This window comes from Actinomadura rayongensis (assembly GCF_009831215.1).
Classification (GTDB): Bacteria; Actinomycetota; Actinomycetes; order Streptosporangiales; family Streptosporangiaceae; genus Spirillospora; species Spirillospora rayongensis.
Window position 1 is genome coordinate 1,973,030 of sequence record NZ_WUTW01000001.1, and the last position, 17,706, is coordinate 1,990,735.

Genomic DNA, 17,706 nt, shown 5'->3' on the forward strand with positions numbered 1-17,706 from the left:
CCGTCCTCCCTGCCCTCGCCGCGCCCGACCCTACCGACCAGAACCCCCGCGAGACCGGCGAATCGGTCGGGTCAGGGCTGGAAGCGGTAGCCCATCCCCGGTTCGGTGAGCAGGTGGCGCGGACGGGCCGGGTCCGCTTCGAGCTTGCGCCGCAGCTGCGCCATGTACTGCCGCAGGTAGTGCGTCTCCTTGACGTAGGACGGCCCCCACACCGCCGTCAGAAGCTGCCGCTGGCTGATCAGCTTGCCCGGATTGCGCAGCAGGAGTTCGAGCAGGTGCCACTCGGTGGGCGTGAGGCGCAGCGTGCCGCCGTCGGCGCCGGTGGCGGTCTTGTCGGCCAGGTCCACGCTCCACGCCCCGACGGTCACCACGCGGACGGACTCCTCGGGCCCGGCGCGGCGGGTGACGGCGCGGATCCGCGCGACCAGCTCGTCCATGTTGAACGGCTTGGTGACGTAGTCGTCGGCGCCCGCCTCCAGGGCCTCGACCTTGTCGCGGCTCCCGGCCCGGCCGGACAGCACGATGATCGGGACGTTCGTCCAACCGCGCAGGCCCTGGATGACGTCCACGCCGTCCAGGTCGGGCAGGCCGAGGTCCAGGACGACGAGGTCGGGATGGAAGTCCCCGGCGAGCCGGAGCGCGGCGGTGCCGTCGGCCGCGACCTCGACGGCGAAGTCGCGGGCGCGCAGGTTGATGCGCAGCGCGCGCAGCAGCTGCGGTTCGTCGTCCACGACGAGGACGCGGGTCATGGCGCTCCGTTCCCGTCCGCCCGGAGGGAGACGATCATCGTGAGGCCGCCGCCGGGCGTGTCCTCGGGGACCAGCGCGCCGCCCATCGCCTCGGTGAGCCCGCGCGACAGGGCGAGGCCGAGCCCGACGCCGGTGTGGTTGTCGCGGTCGTCCAGCCGCTGGAACGGCTGGAACACGCGGTCGCGCCGGTCGGCGGGGATGCCCGGGCCGCGGTCGGCGACGCGCAGCTCGACGCGGTCGCGCAGCGCCCCGGCGGAGACGAGCACGGGCCGGTCGTGCGGGCTGTAGCGCAGCGCGTTCGCGACGAGGTTGGCGAGGACGCGTTCGAGCAGCGCCGGATCGGCCCGGACGGCGGGCAGATCGGCCGGGACGTCCACCGTGACGCGCTCGCGGCCGGGCCCGAGGTCGTCCAGGGCGCGCGGGACGACCTCGTCCAGCGCGAGTGGCTGCAGCACCATCCCGAGCGCCCCGGCCTGGAGGCGGCTCATGTCGAGCAGGTTGGCGACGAGCCGGTCGAGGCGGTCCAGGGACTCGGCGGCGGTGTCGAGGAGTTCGGCGCGCTCGCCGTCCGTCCAGGCGATCTCGGTGTTGCGCAGGCCGTCCACCGCCGCCGTCGCGGACGCGAGCGGGGTCCGCAGGTCGTGGCTGACGGCGTTGAGCAGGGCCGTCCGCATCCGGTCGGCGGCCTCCAGCGGACGCGCCCGCTCGGCCTCGGCGGCGAGCCGCTGGTGCCGCAGCGCGACGGCGGCCTGGACGCCGAACGCCTCCAGGATGCGCCGGTCCCGCGCGGGCAGCGGACGGCCGCGCAGCGCCAGGACGAGCCCGTCGTCGATCGGGATGCCGGTGTCGGCCTCGTCGGGCGCGGTGCAGGGCCGTCCGCCGACGGTCGCGACGACGCGCCACCCGCCGGACTCGGGCGGACGCTCCAGCAGCGTCACCGAGGCGAGCCCGAACGTCTCGCGGAGCCGCCGGAGCAGGTCGTCCAGCGCCCGCTCGCCACGCAGGACGTTGCCCGCGAGCGTCGACAGCACCTCCGCCTCGGCGCCGAGGTCGGCGGCCTCGCGGGCGCGCCGCGCGGCCCGGTCCACCACCGCGCTGACCCCCGCCCCGACGAGCACGAACACCACGAGCGCGACCCAGTTGCCCTGGTCGGCGATCGTCAGCCGGTGGAACGGCGGCGTGAAGTACCAGTTCAGCAGCAGGAACCCGGTCACGGCGGTGAACAGCGCGGGCCACAGGCCGCCGAGCAGCGCGACGCCGACGACCGCCGACAGGAAGAACAGGATGTCGCCGGACAGGCCGAGGTCGGCGCGCATCCGGGTCAGCGCGAAGGCCAGCAGCGGGAGCCCGGCGGCGGCGAGCGCGAACGCGCCGAGGCGGCGGGCGGGCGGCACGCCGGTCGCGCGCGCGGGCCGCTGCCGTCCGCGCCGGGCCAGGTCGTGGGTGACCATGTGGACGTCGATCGACCCCGACAGCGCGGTCGTCGTGACGCCGATGCCGGGCCGCAGGAGCTGCGCGGACCGCCGCCGCCGGGACACGCCGAGGACGAGCTGCGTCGCGTTGACGGCGCGCGCGAAGTCGATCAGGGCGCGCGGCACGTCGTCGCCGACGACCTGGTGGTACGTCCCGCCCAGGCTCTCGACGATCTCCCGCTGCCGCGCCAGCGAGCCGGGCCGGGCGCCCGCCAGGCCGTCCCCGCGCGCGACGTGCACCGCCAGCAGGTCGGCGCCCTTGGTGCGGGCCGCGATCCGCGCGGCGCGGCGGATGAGCGTCTCGCCCTCCGGGCCGCCGGTGAGCGCGACGACGACCCGCTCGCGCGCCTCCCACGTGCCGGAGATGCCGTGCTCGGCGCGGTAGCGGTCGAGCTGGTCGTCCACCTTCCCGGCCAGCCACAGCAGCGCCAGCTCGCGCAGCGCGGTGAGGTTCCCGACGCGGAAGTAGTTCGACAGCGCGGCGTCGACCTTCTCGGGCGCGTAGACGTTCCCGTGCGCCATCCGCCGCCGCAGCGCCTCGGGCGCCATGTCGACCAGCTCGATCTCGTCGGCGCGCCGGACGACCTCGTCCGGGACGGTCTCCCGCTGCGGCACGCCGGTGATGTCGGCCACGACGTCGTTCATCGACTCCAGATGCTGGACGTTCACCGTCGTGATGACGGTGATGCCCGCGTCGAGCAGGTCCGCGACGTCCTGCCAGCGCTTCTCGTGGGCGGAGCCCGGGACGTTCGTGTGCGCCAGCTCGTCCACCAGCACCACGTCCGGCGCCCGTTGCACCACCGCGTCGACGTCCAGCTCGGTGAACGTCGCGCCCCGGTAGGCGACCGTCCGGCGCGGGACGACCTCCAGGCCGTCGAGCAGGGCGGCGGTCCGCGGCCGGTCGTGGGTCTCGACGTAGCCGACGACCACGTCGGTGCCGCGTCCGGCCCGTCGCGCGCCCTCGGCGAGCATCGCGCAGGTCTTGCCGACGCCGGGCGCGGCCCCCAGGTAAATGCGCAGCCGGCCCCTGGACATCCTCTTTTCCCTTCCGGGCGCCGCCGGGGCGCCCGTCACGATCACGGTACCGCCGGGGCGCTCCGGCCTGCGGGAACGCGCGTCAGGGGCGCGTGAAGAAACGCCTCGAAGGCGTAGGAAACGCGTCAAGACCCGCCGATTCACGACGTGTCGGGTATTTCCTCGGCAGCGGCCCGGACGGATCCGCCGCGGGCCCTCCCACCCCCTTCCTGGAGTCGGACGCCATGGCAGACCTGGTCCTCGTCGTGCTGACCATCGCGGTGTTCGCGGTGCTCGGCCTCATCGCCTCGGCGGTGGAACGCCTGTGAGCGCCGACAACGCCGTCGGGCTGGTCCTGGCCGTCGGCCTCATCGTGTTCCTCGTGGCGGCCCTCCTGCTTCCGGAGAAGTTCTAGATGAACCCGACGACGGCGGGGATCCTCTTCCTCGCCTCCCTCATCGTCGCCCTCGCGGTGGTGCACGTGCCGCTCGGCGACTACATGCACCGCGTCTATACGGGGACGAAGCACAACGCCGTGGAACGCGGCGTCTACCGGCTCGTCGGCGTCGACGCGGACGCCGAGCAGCGGTGGCCGGTCTACCTGCGGAGCGTCCTGGCGTTCTCGGTGGTCTCGGTGCTGTTCCTGTACGCGTTCCAGCGCGTCCAGAGCCACCTGCCGTGGAGCCTCGGCTTCGCGAACGTGCCGGACCACGTCGCCTGGAACACGGCCGTCAGCTTCGTGACGAACACGAACTGGCAGGCGTACGCGGGCGAGAGCACGATGGGCCACCTGGTGCAGATGGCGGGCCTGGCCGTGCAGAACTTCGTGTCCGCCGCCGTCGGCATGGCCGTCGCGGTCGCGTTCGTGCGCGGGCTCGTCCGGCGGCGGACGGGCGACCTCGGCAACTTCTGGGTCGACCTCGTCCGGGGCACGGTCCGCGTCCTGCTGCCGATCGCGGTCGTCGGCGCCGTCGTGCTGGTCGCGGGTGGCACGGTCCAGAACCTGGCCGACCCGCACACCGTCCCCACGCTGACGGGAGGCACCCAGACGATCACCGGCGGGCCGGTCGCCTCGCAGGAGGCCATCAAGGAGCTGGGCACCAACGGCGGCGGCTTCTTCAACGCCAACTCCGCCCACCCGTTCGAGAACCCGACGGCCTGGACGAACTGGATCGAGATCTTCCTGCTGCTCGTCATCGCGTTCTCGCTGCCGCGCACGTTCGGCCGGATGGTCGGGCAGAAGCGGCAGGGGTACGCGATCGTCGCCGTCATGGCCGTGCTCGCGCTGCTCAGCGTCACGGCGACGATGACCGCGCAGGGCGTCCACCACGGCACCGTGCCGACGGCGGCCGGGGCGGCGGCCGAGGGCACCGAGCAGCGGTTCGGCGTTCTCGACTCGGCGGTGTTCGCGACCGCGACGACGCTCACCTCGACGGGCGCCGTCGATTCGGCCCACGACTCCTACACGAGCCTCGGCGGCGCGGCCCTGCTGCTGAACATGATGGTCGGCGAGGTCGCGCCGGGCGGGACCGGCTCGGGCCTGTACGGGATGCTGATCCTCGCGATCATCACGGTGTTCGTGGCGGGCCTCATGGTCGGAAGGACCCCCGAGTACCTGGGCAAGAAGATCGGCGCGCGGGAGATGAAGCTCGCGTCGCTGTACTTCCTCGTCACGCCGGTGATCGTGCTGACCGGCGCGGCCGTCGCGATGGCGTTCCCCGGGCCGCGCGGCGCGATGCTGAACTCCGGCCCGCACGGCTTCTCCGAGGTGCTGTACGCGTTCACCAGCGCGGCGAACAACAACGGGTCGGCGTTCGCCGGGATCACCGTGAACACGCCGTTCTACGACACCGCGCTCGGCCTCGCGATGGCCCTCGGGCGCTTCCTGCCGATGATCTTCGTGCTGGCCCTGGCCGGGTCGCTGGCCGCGCAGGGCGCCGTCCCGGCGTCCGCGGGCACGCTCCCGACGCACCGGCCGCAGTTCGTCGGTCTGGTCGCGGGCGTGACGCTCGTCCTCGTCGCCCTCACGTTCTTCCCGGCGCTGGCCCTCGGCCCGCTGGCAGAAGGGATCCACTAGCGATGCCGGTGACCCTCCGGGCGCCCCGGGCGCGCGTCGCGCGCGGGATGCTCGACCCGAAGCTGCTGCTCACCTCCCTCCCGCTGGCGTTCCGCAAGCTGGACCCGCGGGTGATGTGGCGCAACCCCGTCATGCTGATCGTGGAGATCGGCGCGCTGTGGACGACGGTCCTCGCCGTCCGCGACGTCTCCGCCTTCTCCGTACTCATCGCGGCCTGGCTGTGGCTGACGGTCGTGTTCGCCAACCTCGCCGAGGCCGTCGCCGAGGGACGCGGCAAGGCGCAGGCCGCCACGCTCCGGCGCGCCAAGAAGGACGCCACCGCCCGCCGCCTCACCGGCTGGCCCGGCACGCCGGCCGAGGAGACCGTCCCGGCCGCCGAGCTGCGGCGGGGCGACGTCGTGGTGGTCGAGGCCGGGCAGATCGTCCCGGGCGACGGCGACGTCGTCGAGGGCATCGCCAGCGTGGACGAGTCGGCGATCACCGGCGAGTCCGCCCCGGTCATCCGCGAGTCCGGCGGCGACCGCTCGGCCGTGACCGGCGGCACGAAGGTCCTGTCGGACCGGATCGTCGTGCGGATCACCCAGCGGCCGGGCGAGTCGTTCATCGACCGGATGATCGCCCTGGTCGAGGGCGCGTCCCGGCAGAAGACCCCGAACGAGATCGCGCTGAACATCCTGCTCGCCGCGATGACGATCATCTTCCTGGTCGCCGTCGCCACCCTCCAGCCGTTCGCGATCTTCGCCAGGGCGGGGGATCCGGGGGTCGCCGACACGGCCGCGCTGGACGCGCACGGGGTGACCGGCATCGTGCTGGTCTCCCTGCTCGTCTGCCTGATCCCGACGACGATCGGCGCGCTGCTGTCGGCGATCGGCATCGCGGGGATGGACCGGCTCGTCCAGCGCAACGTCCTCGCGATGTCGGGGCGGGCCGTGGAGGCGGCCGGCGACGTCGGCACGCTGCTGCTCGACAAGACCGGCACGATCACGCTCGGCGACCGGCAGGCGGCCGAGTTCGTCCCGGTCGGCGGGACGACGATCGAGGAGCTGGCCGACGCGGCGCAGCTGTCGTCGCTGGCCGACGAGACGCCCGAGGGACGCTCCATCGTCGTCTACGCCAAGCGCGCGCACGGCGTGCGGGAGCGCCGTCCCGGCGAACTCGCGCACGCCGAGTGGGTCCCGTTCACCGCGCAGACCCGCATGTCGGGCGTGGACCTGCCCGGGCGGCGGCTCCGCAAGGGCGCGGCCACCGCCGTCGCCGACTGGGTCCGCGACCACGGCGGGACCGTCACGGCGGAGCTGGGCGAGATCGTGGACGGCATCGCCGCGGGCGGCGGCACCCCGCTCGTCGTCGGCGAGATCGCCGGGGACGCGGCGCGCGTGCTCGGCGTCGTCCACCTCAAGGACGTCGTCAAGCCCGGCATGCGGGAGCGGTTCGCCCACATGCGCGCCCTCGGCATCCGGACGATCATGGTGACCGGCGACAACCCGCGCACGGCCGAGGCCATCGCCGACGAGGCGGGCGTGGACGACTTCCTCGCCGAGGCCACGCCCGAGGACAAGCTCGCGTTCATCCGGAAGGAGCAGGAGGGCGGACGGCTCGTCGCGATGACCGGCGACGGCACCAACGACGCCCCCGCGCTCGCCCAGGCCGACGTCGGGGTGGCGATGAACACCGGCACGTCCGCCGCCAAAGAGGCCGGGAACATGGTCGACCTGGACTCCGACCCGACCAAGCTCATCGAGATCGTGGAGATCGGCAAGCAGCTCCTCATCACGCGCGGCGCGCTGACGACGTTCTCGATCGCCAACGACATCGCCAAGTACTTCGCGATCATCCCGGCGCTGTTCGTGCCGCTGTTCCCCGGACTGGACCGGCTCAACGTCATGCGGCTGGCGTCGCCGCAGAGCGCGATCCTGTCGGCCGTCGTCTTCAACGCGCTGGTCATCGTCGCGCTCATCCCGCTGGCGCTGCGCGGCGTGCGGTACCGGCCGGCGAGCGCGTCGCGGCTGCTGAGCCGCAACCTCGGCGTCTACGGGCTCGGCGGCGTCGTCGCCCCGTTCGCCGGGATCAAGATCGTCGATCTGTTCGTCCAGTTCATCCCGGGGATCTCCTGATGCGCACCCTTCCGAGCCTGCTCCGGCGGCATCTCGCGGCGCTGCGGGCGCTGCTCGTCCTCACCGCGGTCTGCGGCGTCGCCTACCCGTTCGCGGTCCTCGCGGTCGCGCAGCTTCCGGGGCTCCGGCACAGGGCCGACGGGTCGTCGGTGACGGTCGCGGGCCGCGCGGTCGGCAGCTCGCTGATCGGTCAGTCGTTCACCGACAAGGACGGCCGTCCGCTCAAGCAGTACTTCCAGTCCCGGATCTCCAACGCGGGGGACGGCTACGACCCGACCGCCACGGCCGCGTCCAACCTCGGCCCCGAGGACGTCGTGGACACCCGGACCGACAGCCTCCTCACGCGGGTCTGCGCGGCGAGCCTCGCCGTCGGACGGCTGGAGGGCGTGGACGGCTCCCGGCCGTTCTGCACCGCCGACGGGCGCGGCGCGGTCCTCGCGGTGTTCGGGCCGCGCGACCGGACGGGCGAGGTCGTCCGCCCGACCCGGGTCGTCAGCGTGAACCAGGCGTGCCCGGCGAAGCCGTTTCTCGTGGTGTACCGGGGCGTCCGGGTCGAGTGCGCCGCGCGTGGCGCGGACTACTCCGCCGGGCGGATTGTCCCCATTCGCGGGGACGCGCCCGCTCGTCCGGTCGTGCCGACCGACGCGGTCACCGGCTCGGGCTCCGGCCTCGACCCGCACATCTCGGTGGCGTGGGCGCGGCTCCAGGCCGATCGGGTCGCGCGGGCGCGCGGCCTGCCCGTGGCGCGCGTGCTCCACCTGATCGACGTCCACACCACCGGGCGGGCGTTCGGGTTCATGGGGGAGCCGTCGGTCGACGTCCTCGGGCTGAACATCGCGCTCGACCGGGGCTGACGGCCGTCAGGCGCCCGTCAGGATCCGGGCGGCGGGCGTAGCGGTCGCATAAGGACGCTTTCGCGGTGTGGCCAGGGATTTCTAGCGTTTTCGTCAGGTGGGCGTCTCGGTCCGGGACGCCCCTCGCGGCGGGGAGGAACGATGGATCTTTCGGCGGAGGAACGGGTGCTGTTCGTCCCGGTGCGGACGAGCGGCTGCGGCGCGGCGAGCCTGCTCCTGGCGCGGCTCGCCGGGGGCGGCCGGGTCGCGGTGGCGTTCAGCTCGGCGGAGCGGCTGGCGGCCGTGCTCGGCGCGCGGCAGCCGGCCGTCCGGCTCGCGGTGCCGGCGCTGCGGGCGATGCTGCGTCCGCTCGGCGTCGACCGGGTCCAGATCGACCCGGACGCCGTGGCGGAGATCCCTTCGCACCCGGGCGCGCTCGCGCCGGTGCCCGCGTGAGCGCCGGGACGGTCCGGGACGCGGACCTCGCGGTGTGGCCGCGCACCGCGCGCGTCACCGGCGGCGGCGAGATCGTGGTCGGCGGCGTCGGGCTGAGCGCGCTCGCCGCCCGGTTCGGGACGCCGCTGCACGTTCTCGACGAGACCGACGTCCGGGAGCGGTGCCGCGCGTTCCGGGCGGCGTTCTCCGAGGTCGTCTACGCGGGGAAGGCGTTCTTGAGCCGGGGGATGGCCCGGTGGGTCCGGGACGAGGGACTGGGCCTGGACGTCTGCTCCGCCGGTGAACTCGCCGTCGCGCGGGCGGCGTCGTTCCCGGCGGAACGCGTGGTGCTGCACGGCAACGGCAAGACCCCGGACGACCTCAGGGCGGCGTTCGCGTACGGCGTCGGCCGGATCGTCGTGGACGGCGCCGGTGAGATTTCCCGGCTGTCAGTGCTGGCCACCGGCGCCCCGCAGAAGGTGCTGCTGCGCGTGATCCCGGGCATCGACCCTGGGACGCACCCCGCGATCAGCACCGGCGCGGAGGACCAGCAGTTCGGGGTGTCGATCGCGTCCGGCGCGGCGGCCGAGGCCGTCCGGCGGATCCTCGGGCAGCGGCGGCTGCAGCTCGCCGGGCTCCACTGCCACCTCGGCTCGCAGATCGCCGACCCGGCCCGGTACGAGCGGGCCGTGGCGGTGCTCGTCGGGTTCCTCGCGCGGATCCGGGACGAGCACGGCGTCGTCCCGCCCGAGCTGGACGTGGGCGGCGGGTTCGCGGTCGCGGCCCGTCCCGGTGACCCGGTGTGCGCGCCGTCCGACGTCGCGGGGCGGATCACCGGCGCGCTGGCGGCGGCGTGCGCCGCGCACCGGCTGCCAGTGCCCCGGCTCGCGGTGGAGCCGGGACGCGCGATCGTCGCGCGGGCGGGCGTCACCGTGTACCGGGTCCTCGGCGTCAAGCGGAGCGCGGGCGGCCGGGTGTTCGCGACCGTGGACGGCGGCATGAGCGACAACCCACGGACCGCCCTGTACGGCGCCCGGTATACGGCCCTGCTGACTGGCCGCCCGTCCACGGCCGAGCGGCCGGTCACGGTCGTCGGCCGCCACTGCGAGGCCGGGGATGTCGTGGCCCGCGACGTCCCGCTCCCGGCGGACCTGCGTCCCGGCGACCTGCTCGCCGTCCCGTGCACCGGCGCGTACCACCACGCGATGGCGTCCAACTACAACATGACGCGCCGGCCGCCCGTCGTGGCGGTGCGGGACGGCGCGGCCCGCGTCCTGATCCGCCGCGAGACCGAGGACGACCTGCTCCGCCGGGACGTCGGCTGACCCGTCCGGGGGAATAGGTACCTCATCGAGAGAGAGGGACGCACCCGTGGCCACTCCCATCACCGTCGGCGTGGACGGCTCGGCGAACGCGCGGCAGGCCCTGGACTGGGCGGCGGACGAGGCACGGCGGCACGGACGGCCGCTGCTGCTCCTCCACGCCTGCCGGGCGCTCCTGCGCGACGGCACTCTGACCGACCTGGACTACGAACGTCTGGACGAGGACCGAACGGCCCTGCTGGAGGACGCGCGGCAATATGTGCTCAAGCAGGCGCCGGACGCGGACGTCACGACCGAGCTGGCCGCCAGCGAACCCGACGACGCCCTGGTCGACGCGAGCGCCCGCGCGGGACTGCTCGCCGTCGGCGCGCGGGGCGCGGGCGGATTCGCGGAGCTGCTGTTCGGGTCGGTGGCGCTGCACGTCGCCGGGCACGCGCGCTGCCCGGTCCTCGCGGTGCCCGCCGGGGCCGCGCACCCGGCGGACGCGCCGCCGGAGGTCCTGGTCGGCGTCGACACCGCCCACCGGCAGGACGCCGTGCTCGGGTGGGCGTTCGAGGAGGCGTCGCTGCGCGGGGCGCGGCTCACCGCGCTGCACGCCGTCAGCGTGGATCAGGGGTCGCCGCGTCTGCGCGACATCGCCGACCGGGACCTGGCGGAGGCGCTGATGGGCTGGTCGGACCGCTATCCGGACGTCGTCGTCCGGCCGGTCGTCGCGGACTCGGGCGCGGCTCGCGCGCTGGTGCTCGCGTCGGGGGAGTCGGCGCTGGCCGTTCTCGGGACGCGGGGGCGCGTGGGGCGCGTGGGTCACGCCGTGTTGCACCACGCGCGCTGCCCGGTCGTGCTCGTCCCGGTCACCGGTTGACGGCCGCCAGGGCGCGTCGGGTCCCGGCGGCGACCTCCAGGTCCTCGCGGGCCTGGACGACCAGCGTCGTGACGGGCGCGCCGGGCGCGCTGACGTCCTCGATCGGCGTCTTTCCCGCGTCGGCGTTGCGGCTTAGGTCGAGTGCGACGCCGAGGAACGCCAGGCCCTCGGCCGTCGCGGCGCGGACCGGGACGGCGTGCTCGCCCACGCCGCCGGTGAATACCAAGACGTCGAGGCCGCCGAGGGACGCGGCCATCGCGGCGATCCCCGCCCGGAGCCGGTGGAGGTAGACGTCCACGGCCAGGCGGGCGGTCTCATCGTCGCGGGCGAGGAGGTCGCGCAGGTCGCCGGTGCCCGCGAGTCCGGTGAGGCCGGAGGCGTGTTCCAGGTCGTCGGCGACCGCGTGCGGGTCCAGGCCGGCGTGGGTGATCAGCCAGAGCAGCAGGCCGGGGTCGACGCTGCCGGACCGGGTCGCCATGACCAGGCCTTCCAGCGGGGTGAAGCCCATGGTGGTGTCGACGCTTTGGCCGTCGCGCACCGCGCACAGGGACGCGCCCGCGCCGAGGTGGGCCACGATGATCCGGGATCGTCCGGTCGCCTCGGCCGCCGTCCGGGATGCGTAGGCGTGCGACAGCCCGTGGAACCCGTAGCGGCGGATCCCGTACCGCTCGCGCCAGGCCGCCGGGAGCGCGTACGTCGCGGCGGCGTCCGGCAAGTCGGCGTGGAACGCGGTGTCGAAGCACGCGACGGCGGGCACGTCGGGCAGTGCGGCGCCAACGGTTTCGATGCCCGCCAGGGACTTCGGCTGGTGCAGTGGGGCGAGGTCGGTGAGCGCGCGCAGCCGGTCGAGGACGTGGTCGTCCAGCACGGTGGGCGCGGTGAACTCCGTCCCGCCGTGGACGACGCGGTGCCCGACCGCGTCCGGCGGCGGGCGGGACGCGAGCAGGTCCGCGAGCGCGTCCCGGTCCACCGCGCCGCCGCGCGTGGGCCGGGACGCGGCGGCGAGCACGGTGTCGTCGTGGTCGAGCAGGGACAGCTTGACGCTGCTGGACCCGGCGTTGACGACCAGGACGCGGGTCACCGGCCCGCCTCGGGCCACGTCCAGTCCCGGACGGCGGCCGGGTCCTCGCCGTGCTCGCGGGTGTGGGCGCGGGCGCGCAGGCGTTCGTCCGCCATGCGCTGGCGCAGGTGCGCGGCGCGGGTTTCGAGGCCGTCGACGCGGTCGATGGCGTCCATGACGAGGTGGTAGCGGTCGAGGTCGTTGAGCATGACCATGTCGAACGGCGTGGTGGTCGTTCCTTGTTCTTTGTAGCCGCGGACGTGGAGGTTGTGGTGGCCGTGGCGGCGGTAGGTGAGGCGGTGGATGAGCCAGGGGTAGCCGTGGAAGGCGAAGATGATGGGTTTGTCGGTGGTGAACAGGGTGTCGAATTCCCGGTCGGGCAGTCCGTGCGGGTGTTCGGTGTCGGGTTGCAGCCGCATCAGGTCCACGACGTTGACGACTCGCACTTTCAGTTCCGGCAGGTGCTCGCGCAGCAGGGCCACGGCGGCCAGGGTCTCCAGGGTGGGGATGTCGCCCGCGCAGGCCATCACGACATCGGGGTCGTCGCCGTCGTCGTTGCAGGCCCAGTCGAACGTGCCGAGGCCCCGGGTGCAGTGCGCGACGGCCTGCTCGGCCGTCAGGTAGGTCAGTGCGGGCTGCTTGCCCGCGACGATGACGTTGACGTAGTCCCGGGACCGTAGGCAGTGGTCGGCGACTGACAGGAGCGTGTTGGCGTCGGGCGGTAGGTAGACGCGGACGACTTCGGGGCTCTTGTTCATGACGATGTCGAGGAATCCGGGGTCCTGGTGGGAGAACCCGTTGTGGTCCTGGCGCCAGACGTGTGAGGTGAGCAGGTAGTTCAGGGACGCGACGGGTCGTCGCCAGGGGATGCGGCGGCTGGTCTCCAGCCATTTGGCGTGCTGGTTGAACATGGCGTCGACGATGTGGATGAAGGCTTCGTAGCAGTTGAAGAGGCCGTGTCGTCCGGTGAGCAGGTAGCCCTCCAGCCAGCCCTGGCACAGGTGCTCGCTCAGGACCTCCATCACCCGGCCGTGCGTCGCGAGATGGTCGTCGCCGGCCAGCCGCGCCGCGTTCCACGCCCGGTCGGTGACGTCGAAGACGGCCTGGAGCCGGTTGGACGCCGTCTCGTCCGGCCCCATGATCCGGAAGTCGTCGGGGTTGGCGGCGATCACGTCGCGCAGCAGCGCGCCGAGCACGCGGGTCGCCTCGCTCGTCGCGGTGCCGGGTTCTTTGACGTCCACGGTGTAGGCGTGGAAGTCGGGCAGCTCCAGGTCGCGCAGCAGCAGCCCGCCGTTGGCGTGCGGGCTGGCGCTCATCCGGCGCGACCCCGACGGCGGCAGCTCCCGCAGTTCGGGGACAGGGACGCCGTCGGCGTCGAACAGCTCGTCCGGGCGGTAGGAGCGCAGCCAGTCCTCCAGCAGCCCCAGGTGCTCCGGGTTCGTCCGGACGCCGGTGACCGGCACCTGGTGGGCGCGCCACGTCCCCTCGACCGGCAGCCCGTCGACCTCGCGCGGTCCGGTCCAGCCCTTCGGAGTGCGCAGGACGATCATCGGCCAGCGCCGACGGGTCGTGTCGCCGTCCACGCGGGCGCGGCGCTGGATCGCGGCGATGTCGTCCAGGGCGTCGTCCAGTGCGGCGGCCAGCGCGCGGTGGACGGTCACCGGATCGTCCCCGGCGACGACGATCGGCCGATGGCCGTAGCCCTCCAGCAGGCGCAGCAGCTCGTCCTCGGGGATCCGCGCCGGGATCGTGGGGCCGGCGATCTTGTAGCCGTTGAGGTGCAGGATCGGGAGCACCGCGCCGTCGGAGACCGGGTCCACGAACTTGGTGGAATGCCAGCTCGCGGCGAGCGGCCCGGTCTCGGACTCGCCGTCCCCGACCACGCACGCCACCACCAGGTCCGGGTTGTCGAACGCGGCCCCGTAGGCGTGCGCGAGCGAGTACCCCAGCTCGCCGCCCTCGTGGATCGACCCCGGCGTCTCGGGCGCGACGTGGCTGGGGACGCCGCCGGGGAAGGAGAACTGCCGGAACAGCCGCTCCATCCCGCGCGCGTCCCGCGTGACGTGCGGATACACCTCGGTGTAAGTGCCCTCCAGCCACGCGTTCGCCACCGCCGCCGGACCACCATGCCCCGGCCCCACCACCATGATCATGTCCAGCTCACGGGCCTCGATCACCCGGTTGAGGTGGGCGTAGCAGAGGTTGAGGCCGGGCGAGGTGCCCCAATGCCCCAGCAGACGCGGCTTCACATGCTCGGGCCGCAACGGCTCACGCAGCAGCGGATTGGCCATCAGGTAGATCTGACCCACCGACAGGTAGTCCGCCGCACGCCAGTACGCGTCGATGCGCGCCAGTTCCTCGTCGTCCACCGTGATCCCTCCCCCTTGGCTGACTGCCCCGCCCGGCGCGGTCCATGCTCGGCGGCCGTCCGCCGGCGTCCCAGAGGCGAAGGTCCCCGGCGGCTCTTATTCGCGCGTCAAGAGCGGTGCCTAGGGTGGGGACATGCCGAAGAACCGCCAGCAGATCCCCCGGGCCGAGCGCGAGGCCGCCATCGTCGAGCAGGCCGGACGCCTGTTCGCCGCCCAGGGGTTCCGGGGCACGAGCGTCGCCGAGGTCGCCCGTGCCGCCGGGCTCGCGCCGGCCGCCGTCCACTGGTACTTCCCCACCAAGGACGACCTGTTCGCCGCCGTGCTCCGCGCGGGCATCGGCACCGTGCGGCGGCGCGTGGAGCGCGCCGACCCGGACCCGTTCCGGCAGCTCGTGGACTTCCTCACCGCGCTGGAGCCGTTCCGGGCCCTGCACCGCGAGGCGTACGAGCGGACGGACGAGTCCGCCGCCGTCCTGATGGACAATCAAGAGGAGGCCCCATGCGCGCTCTCTACGGCGGCGGGGGCGGCGCGCCGCACTTCCGCGACGTCCCCGCCCCGGAACTCGGCTCCGGCGTCGCGGCGCTCGTGCGCCCGCTGGCGGTGGCGCTCTGCGACCTGGACGTCGCCTACCTCGCGCACCTCCTCCCGACCGGTGAGCCGTACGCCGTCGGCCACGAGTTCACGGCGGAGGTCGCGGCCGTCGGCGCCGACGTCGCGACGCTGCGGCCCGGCGACGTCGTGGCGGTGCCGTTCCAGATCTCCTGCGGCCACTGCGACCGCTGCCGGGGCGGACGCAGCCTGTACTGCCGGTCCGTCCCGCCGCTGTCGACCTTCGGCCTCGCCCCGTTCGGCGGAGGGGACTGGGGCGGCGCGGTCGCCGACCTCGTCCGCGTGCCCTACGCCGACGCCATGTGCGTGCCGGTGCCGGACGGCGTCGACCCGCTCGGCGTCGCGGCCGTGTCCGACAACGCCGTGGACGGCTACCGCTGCGTGGCCCCGTACGCGCGGGCGGGGGACGACGTCCTCGTCCTGGGCTCGGCGAGCGTCGGCCTTTACGCGGTCGCGACCGCGCGGGCCCTCGCCGTGAACTGCACGTACGTGGACGACGCCCCCGAACGGCTCGCCGCCGCCGAACGCCTCGGCGCGACCGTCGTCGAGGCCGCGCCGGACGGCACCGGCTTCGGCGAGTTCCCGACCGTCGCCGCCTGCGTCTCGACGCCGGACGGCCTGCTCTCGGCCCTCCGCTCCACCGAGCCCGGCGGGACGTGCGTCTCGGCGGGCATCCACTACTTCCCGGTCGAACCGCCGCTGTACGACCTCTACCGGCGCGGCATCACCTTCGTCACGGCCCGCGCGAGCGCGCGCGATGACATGCCCGCCGTGCTCCGCCTCATCGCCCAGGGACGGCTCGCCGTCGCGGACCTCACGGCGCGGACGGCGACGTTCGCCGACGCGCCGGACGTCCTGTCCGGCCCGCTCCCGCACAAGACCGTCCTCACGGCCGACTAACGGCCATATGCCGACTTGCTAATGTCGCAGCACGGGCAAGGCGGCCACGGTTCAGGCCGGTGAAAGGGGATCGGTCACGGTGAGCGCGCCGCTGTACCAGTTGAAGGCCGAGTTCTTCAAAACGCTGGGGCACCCGGCGCGGATCAGGGTGCTGGAACTGCTCAGCGAGCGCGACCACGCCGTGGCCGAGATGCTGCCCGAGGTGGGGATCGAACCGGCGCACCTGTCGCAGCAGCTCGCGGTGCTGCGCCGGGCCGGGCTGGTGGTGTCGCGCAAGGACGGCTCGTCGGTGATCTACTCGCTCACCAGCCCGCGCGTCGCCGAACTGCTCGCGGTGGCGCGGGCGATCCTCACCGGGGTGCTGTCGGAGCAGGCGCAGCTGCTGGACGACCTCCGCGCGTCCTCGCACCACGAATGACCGCGCACGGGCGGACTTTGGCATCCCTTTGAGTTGCTAAAGTTGTTAATTGCGCAGGATGTCCCTGCGGTCGTCCTGGGAGCCCCGTGAGCGCATCCGCCGTCCCGCCCCGGCCGTCCGTCGCCGAGGTCGAGGCCGCCGACCTGCCCGGCCGCGCCGCCGCGCTGCTGGCCGACGGGCACCGGCTCGCGCTCACCACCGTGCACGAGAACGCCGCGGGGCACGCCGTCCACCTGTTCACCCGGCCGGCCACCGCCGACGAGCCCGAGCGCCGCGCCGAACTGCACGTCCGCCCCGGCGGGACCGCCCTCCCGGCAAGCCGCAGGGGCCGCGCGGAACTGTTCCACCGGCGGCTCCCCGCCGACGCGCTCCCGCTCGCCGAACGCGTCGTCCGCGACACCGCCGTAGGGCACGCGCTCGCGTTCTGCCTAGCCGTCGAGGACGCGGCAGGAGTCGAGGTGTCGCCCGGCGTGCAGCGGTCGAGGGCCGTGCTGCTCGAACTGGAACGCCTCGGCAACCACGTCGCCGACCTCGGCGCGCTGTGCGAAACGGCCGGACGGCCGAACCTAGGCGCGCGGTTCGCCCAAGTCCACGCGACCCTGCTGCGCCTCAACGCCTGCGTGACCGGACACCCGCTGCTGCGCGGGGGAGTGCTGCTGGGCGGGGCCGTCCTGCGCGCCGTGCCCGACCCGCGCCTGCTGGCCGCGATCGAGGCCGACGTCGAAAAAATCGCCGACAGCGCCCTCGCCCAAACCGCCGTCGCCGGCCGGTTCACCGGAACAGGCCAGCTGGCCCCCGCAGCCGCACGCGACCTGAACGTCCTCGGCTACGTGGCGCGCGCGAGCGGCCGAGACGTGGACGCCCGCCGCGACCACCCTTTCACCGACCTGCGCCCAGCTCTCGCCGTGGCCACAGCGCTGCACGGCGACGTCCTGGCGCGCTTCCGGATCCGCGTCCGGGAAATCGCGGCATCCGTGGCGATCGTCAACGACCTGACCTTCGGAATGAACCCGGGCCTAACGTCATATTGGCCGCCGCTGGCCCCAAGCCACGGCCCGGCCTCAGGGATCGGAATCGTGGAGGGATGGCGCGGCACGATCGTCCACCGCGTCGAGCTGACACCCGGCGGCACACTCGTCCGCGACACGATCGTCGACCCGACATTCTTCAACCGCCCGGCGCTACCGCTGGCGCTGACCGGCACGAACACGTCCGACGTCCCACTGATCGAGCGGAGCTTCAACCTCTCCAACGCCGACGGCGCCCTCTGACCGCCCACCCAGCGGCACCGCTCACCCGGAACTCTGGAAGACCGGCGAAGCCCTGACCCGCTAAAGGAGGGGGCGCGGGGGCGGAGCCCCCGCATCGGGGGGTTCGGGGGGTCGTCCCCCCGATAAACACTGCGGGCCCTTGCGGAAGGTGCGCGAAGCGCACCGACCACAAGAGCCCGACTCGTGGGCGATACTGGGATT

At 73.8% G+C, this 17,706-nt stretch carries 15 protein-coding genes and 1 pseudogene; 12 read left to right on the forward strand and 4 right to left on the reverse strand.

Annotation, left to right across the window (positions count from 1 at the left end):
• Positions 1-71: 71 nt before the first annotated feature.
• Together GQ466_RS09320 and GQ466_RS09325 are read right to left on the reverse strand one after the other, a co-directional pair.
• Entirely contained in the window at positions 72-749 is a 678-nt protein-coding gene (locus tag GQ466_RS09320; protein WP_161102278.1) for a response regulator, read from the reverse strand.
• The gene (locus GQ466_RS09325; RefSeq protein ID WP_161102279.1) at positions 746-3,256 is read right to left on the reverse strand and encodes a DUF4118 domain-containing protein; all 2,511 of its coding nucleotides are present in this window, start codon (positions 3,254-3,256) and stop codon (positions 746-748) included. Before GQ466_RS09325 ends, GQ466_RS09320 begins: the two co-directional genes overlap by 4 nt.
• A gap of 92 nt (positions 3,257-3,348) precedes the next feature.
• Here GQ466_RS09325 and GQ466_RS32675 point away from each other — a divergent pair, with 92 nt between their 5' ends.
• The 8 genes from GQ466_RS32675 (at position 3,349) to GQ466_RS32685 (ending at position 10,878) form a co-directional block, all read left to right on the forward strand.
• Positions 3,349-3,564: a hypothetical protein gene (locus tag GQ466_RS32675; RefSeq protein WP_202420031.1), complete on the forward strand. Its 216-nt coding sequence runs from the start codon at positions 3,349-3,351 to the stop codon at positions 3,562-3,564.
• A complete protein-coding gene (kdpF, locus tag GQ466_RS32680; protein WP_161102280.1) occupies positions 3,561-3,650 on the forward strand; it encodes a K(+)-transporting ATPase subunit F in 90 nt (29 codons plus the stop codon). The genes GQ466_RS32675 and kdpF overlap by 4 nt, the downstream gene beginning before the upstream one ends.
• Positions 3,651-5,312, forward strand: a complete 1,662-nt coding sequence (gene kdpA / locus GQ466_RS09340) for a potassium-transporting ATPase subunit KdpA (protein WP_161102281.1) — start codon at positions 3,651-3,653, stop codon at positions 5,310-5,312.
• A gap of 2 nt (positions 5,313-5,314) precedes the next feature.
• Positions 5,315-7,426 carry a potassium-transporting ATPase subunit KdpB gene (gene kdpB / locus GQ466_RS09345; protein ID WP_161102282.1) on the forward strand — a complete coding sequence of 704 codons (2,112 nt, stop codon included), beginning with the start codon at positions 5,315-5,317 and terminating at the stop codon, positions 7,424-7,426.
• Positions 7,426-8,280: a potassium-transporting ATPase subunit C gene (locus GQ466_RS09350; protein ID WP_161102283.1), complete on the forward strand. Its 855-nt coding sequence runs from the start codon at positions 7,426-7,428 to the stop codon at positions 8,278-8,280. Before kdpB ends, GQ466_RS09350 begins: the two co-directional genes overlap by 1 nt.
• A 141-nt stretch (positions 8,281-8,421) precedes the next feature.
• Positions 8,422-8,715, forward strand: a complete 294-nt coding sequence (locus GQ466_RS09355; protein ID WP_161102284.1) for an SAV_915 family protein — start codon at positions 8,422-8,424, stop codon at positions 8,713-8,715.
• Positions 8,712-10,019 (forward strand): diaminopimelate decarboxylase, encoded by a 1,308-nt coding sequence (lysA, locus tag GQ466_RS09360; RefSeq protein ID WP_161102285.1) that lies wholly within the window; start codon positions 8,712-8,714, stop codon positions 10,017-10,019. Before GQ466_RS09355 ends, lysA begins: the two co-directional genes overlap by 4 nt.
• 46 nt (positions 10,020-10,065) lie before the next feature.
• Positions 10,066-10,878 carry a universal stress protein gene (locus GQ466_RS32685; RefSeq protein WP_161102286.1) on the forward strand — a complete coding sequence of 271 codons (813 nt, stop codon included), beginning with the start codon at positions 10,066-10,068 and terminating at the stop codon, positions 10,876-10,878.
• On the opposite strand, the gene GQ466_RS09370 is transcribed toward GQ466_RS32685, so the two are convergent.
• Together GQ466_RS09370 and GQ466_RS09375 are read right to left on the reverse strand one after the other, a co-directional pair.
• The gene (locus tag GQ466_RS09370) at positions 10,868-11,959 is read right to left on the reverse strand and encodes an acetate/propionate family kinase (RefSeq protein WP_161102287.1); all 1,092 of its coding nucleotides are present in this window, start codon (positions 11,957-11,959) and stop codon (positions 10,868-10,870) included. The genes GQ466_RS32685 and GQ466_RS09370 overlap by 11 nt on opposite strands.
• On the reverse strand, positions 11,956-14,313 hold the full coding sequence (locus GQ466_RS09375) for a phosphoketolase (protein ID WP_161102508.1): 2,358 nt from the start codon (positions 14,311-14,313) through the stop codon (positions 11,956-11,958). The genes GQ466_RS09370 and GQ466_RS09375 overlap by 4 nt, the downstream gene beginning before the upstream one ends.
• Before the next feature lie 127 nt (positions 14,314-14,440).
• Between GQ466_RS09375 and GQ466_RS33105 the strand changes: the two are divergent.
• The 4 genes and pseudogenes from GQ466_RS33105 to GQ466_RS32690 form a co-directional block, all read left to right on the forward strand.
• A pseudogene (locus GQ466_RS33105) lies at positions 14,441-14,617 on the forward strand (TetR/AcrR family transcriptional regulator); the annotation flags it as partial.
• Between the two features lie 188 nt (positions 14,618-14,805).
• Positions 14,806-15,816 carry a zinc-dependent alcohol dehydrogenase gene (locus GQ466_RS09385; protein WP_161102288.1) on the forward strand — a complete coding sequence of 337 codons (1,011 nt, stop codon included), beginning with the start codon at positions 14,806-14,808 and terminating at the stop codon, positions 15,814-15,816.
• A gap of 79 nt (positions 15,817-15,895) precedes the next feature.
• Positions 15,896-16,234, forward strand: coding sequence for a metalloregulator ArsR/SmtB family transcription factor (locus tag GQ466_RS09390; RefSeq protein WP_161102289.1), 339 nt, complete (start codon positions 15,896-15,898; stop codon positions 16,232-16,234).
• An 86-nt stretch (positions 16,235-16,320) separates the two neighbouring features.
• The gene (locus GQ466_RS32690; protein WP_161102290.1) at positions 16,321-17,505 is read left to right on the forward strand and encodes an NADH-quinone oxidoreductase subunit D-related protein; all 1,185 of its coding nucleotides are present in this window, start codon (positions 16,321-16,323) and stop codon (positions 17,503-17,505) included.
• Positions 17,506-17,706 lie beyond the last annotated feature (201 nt).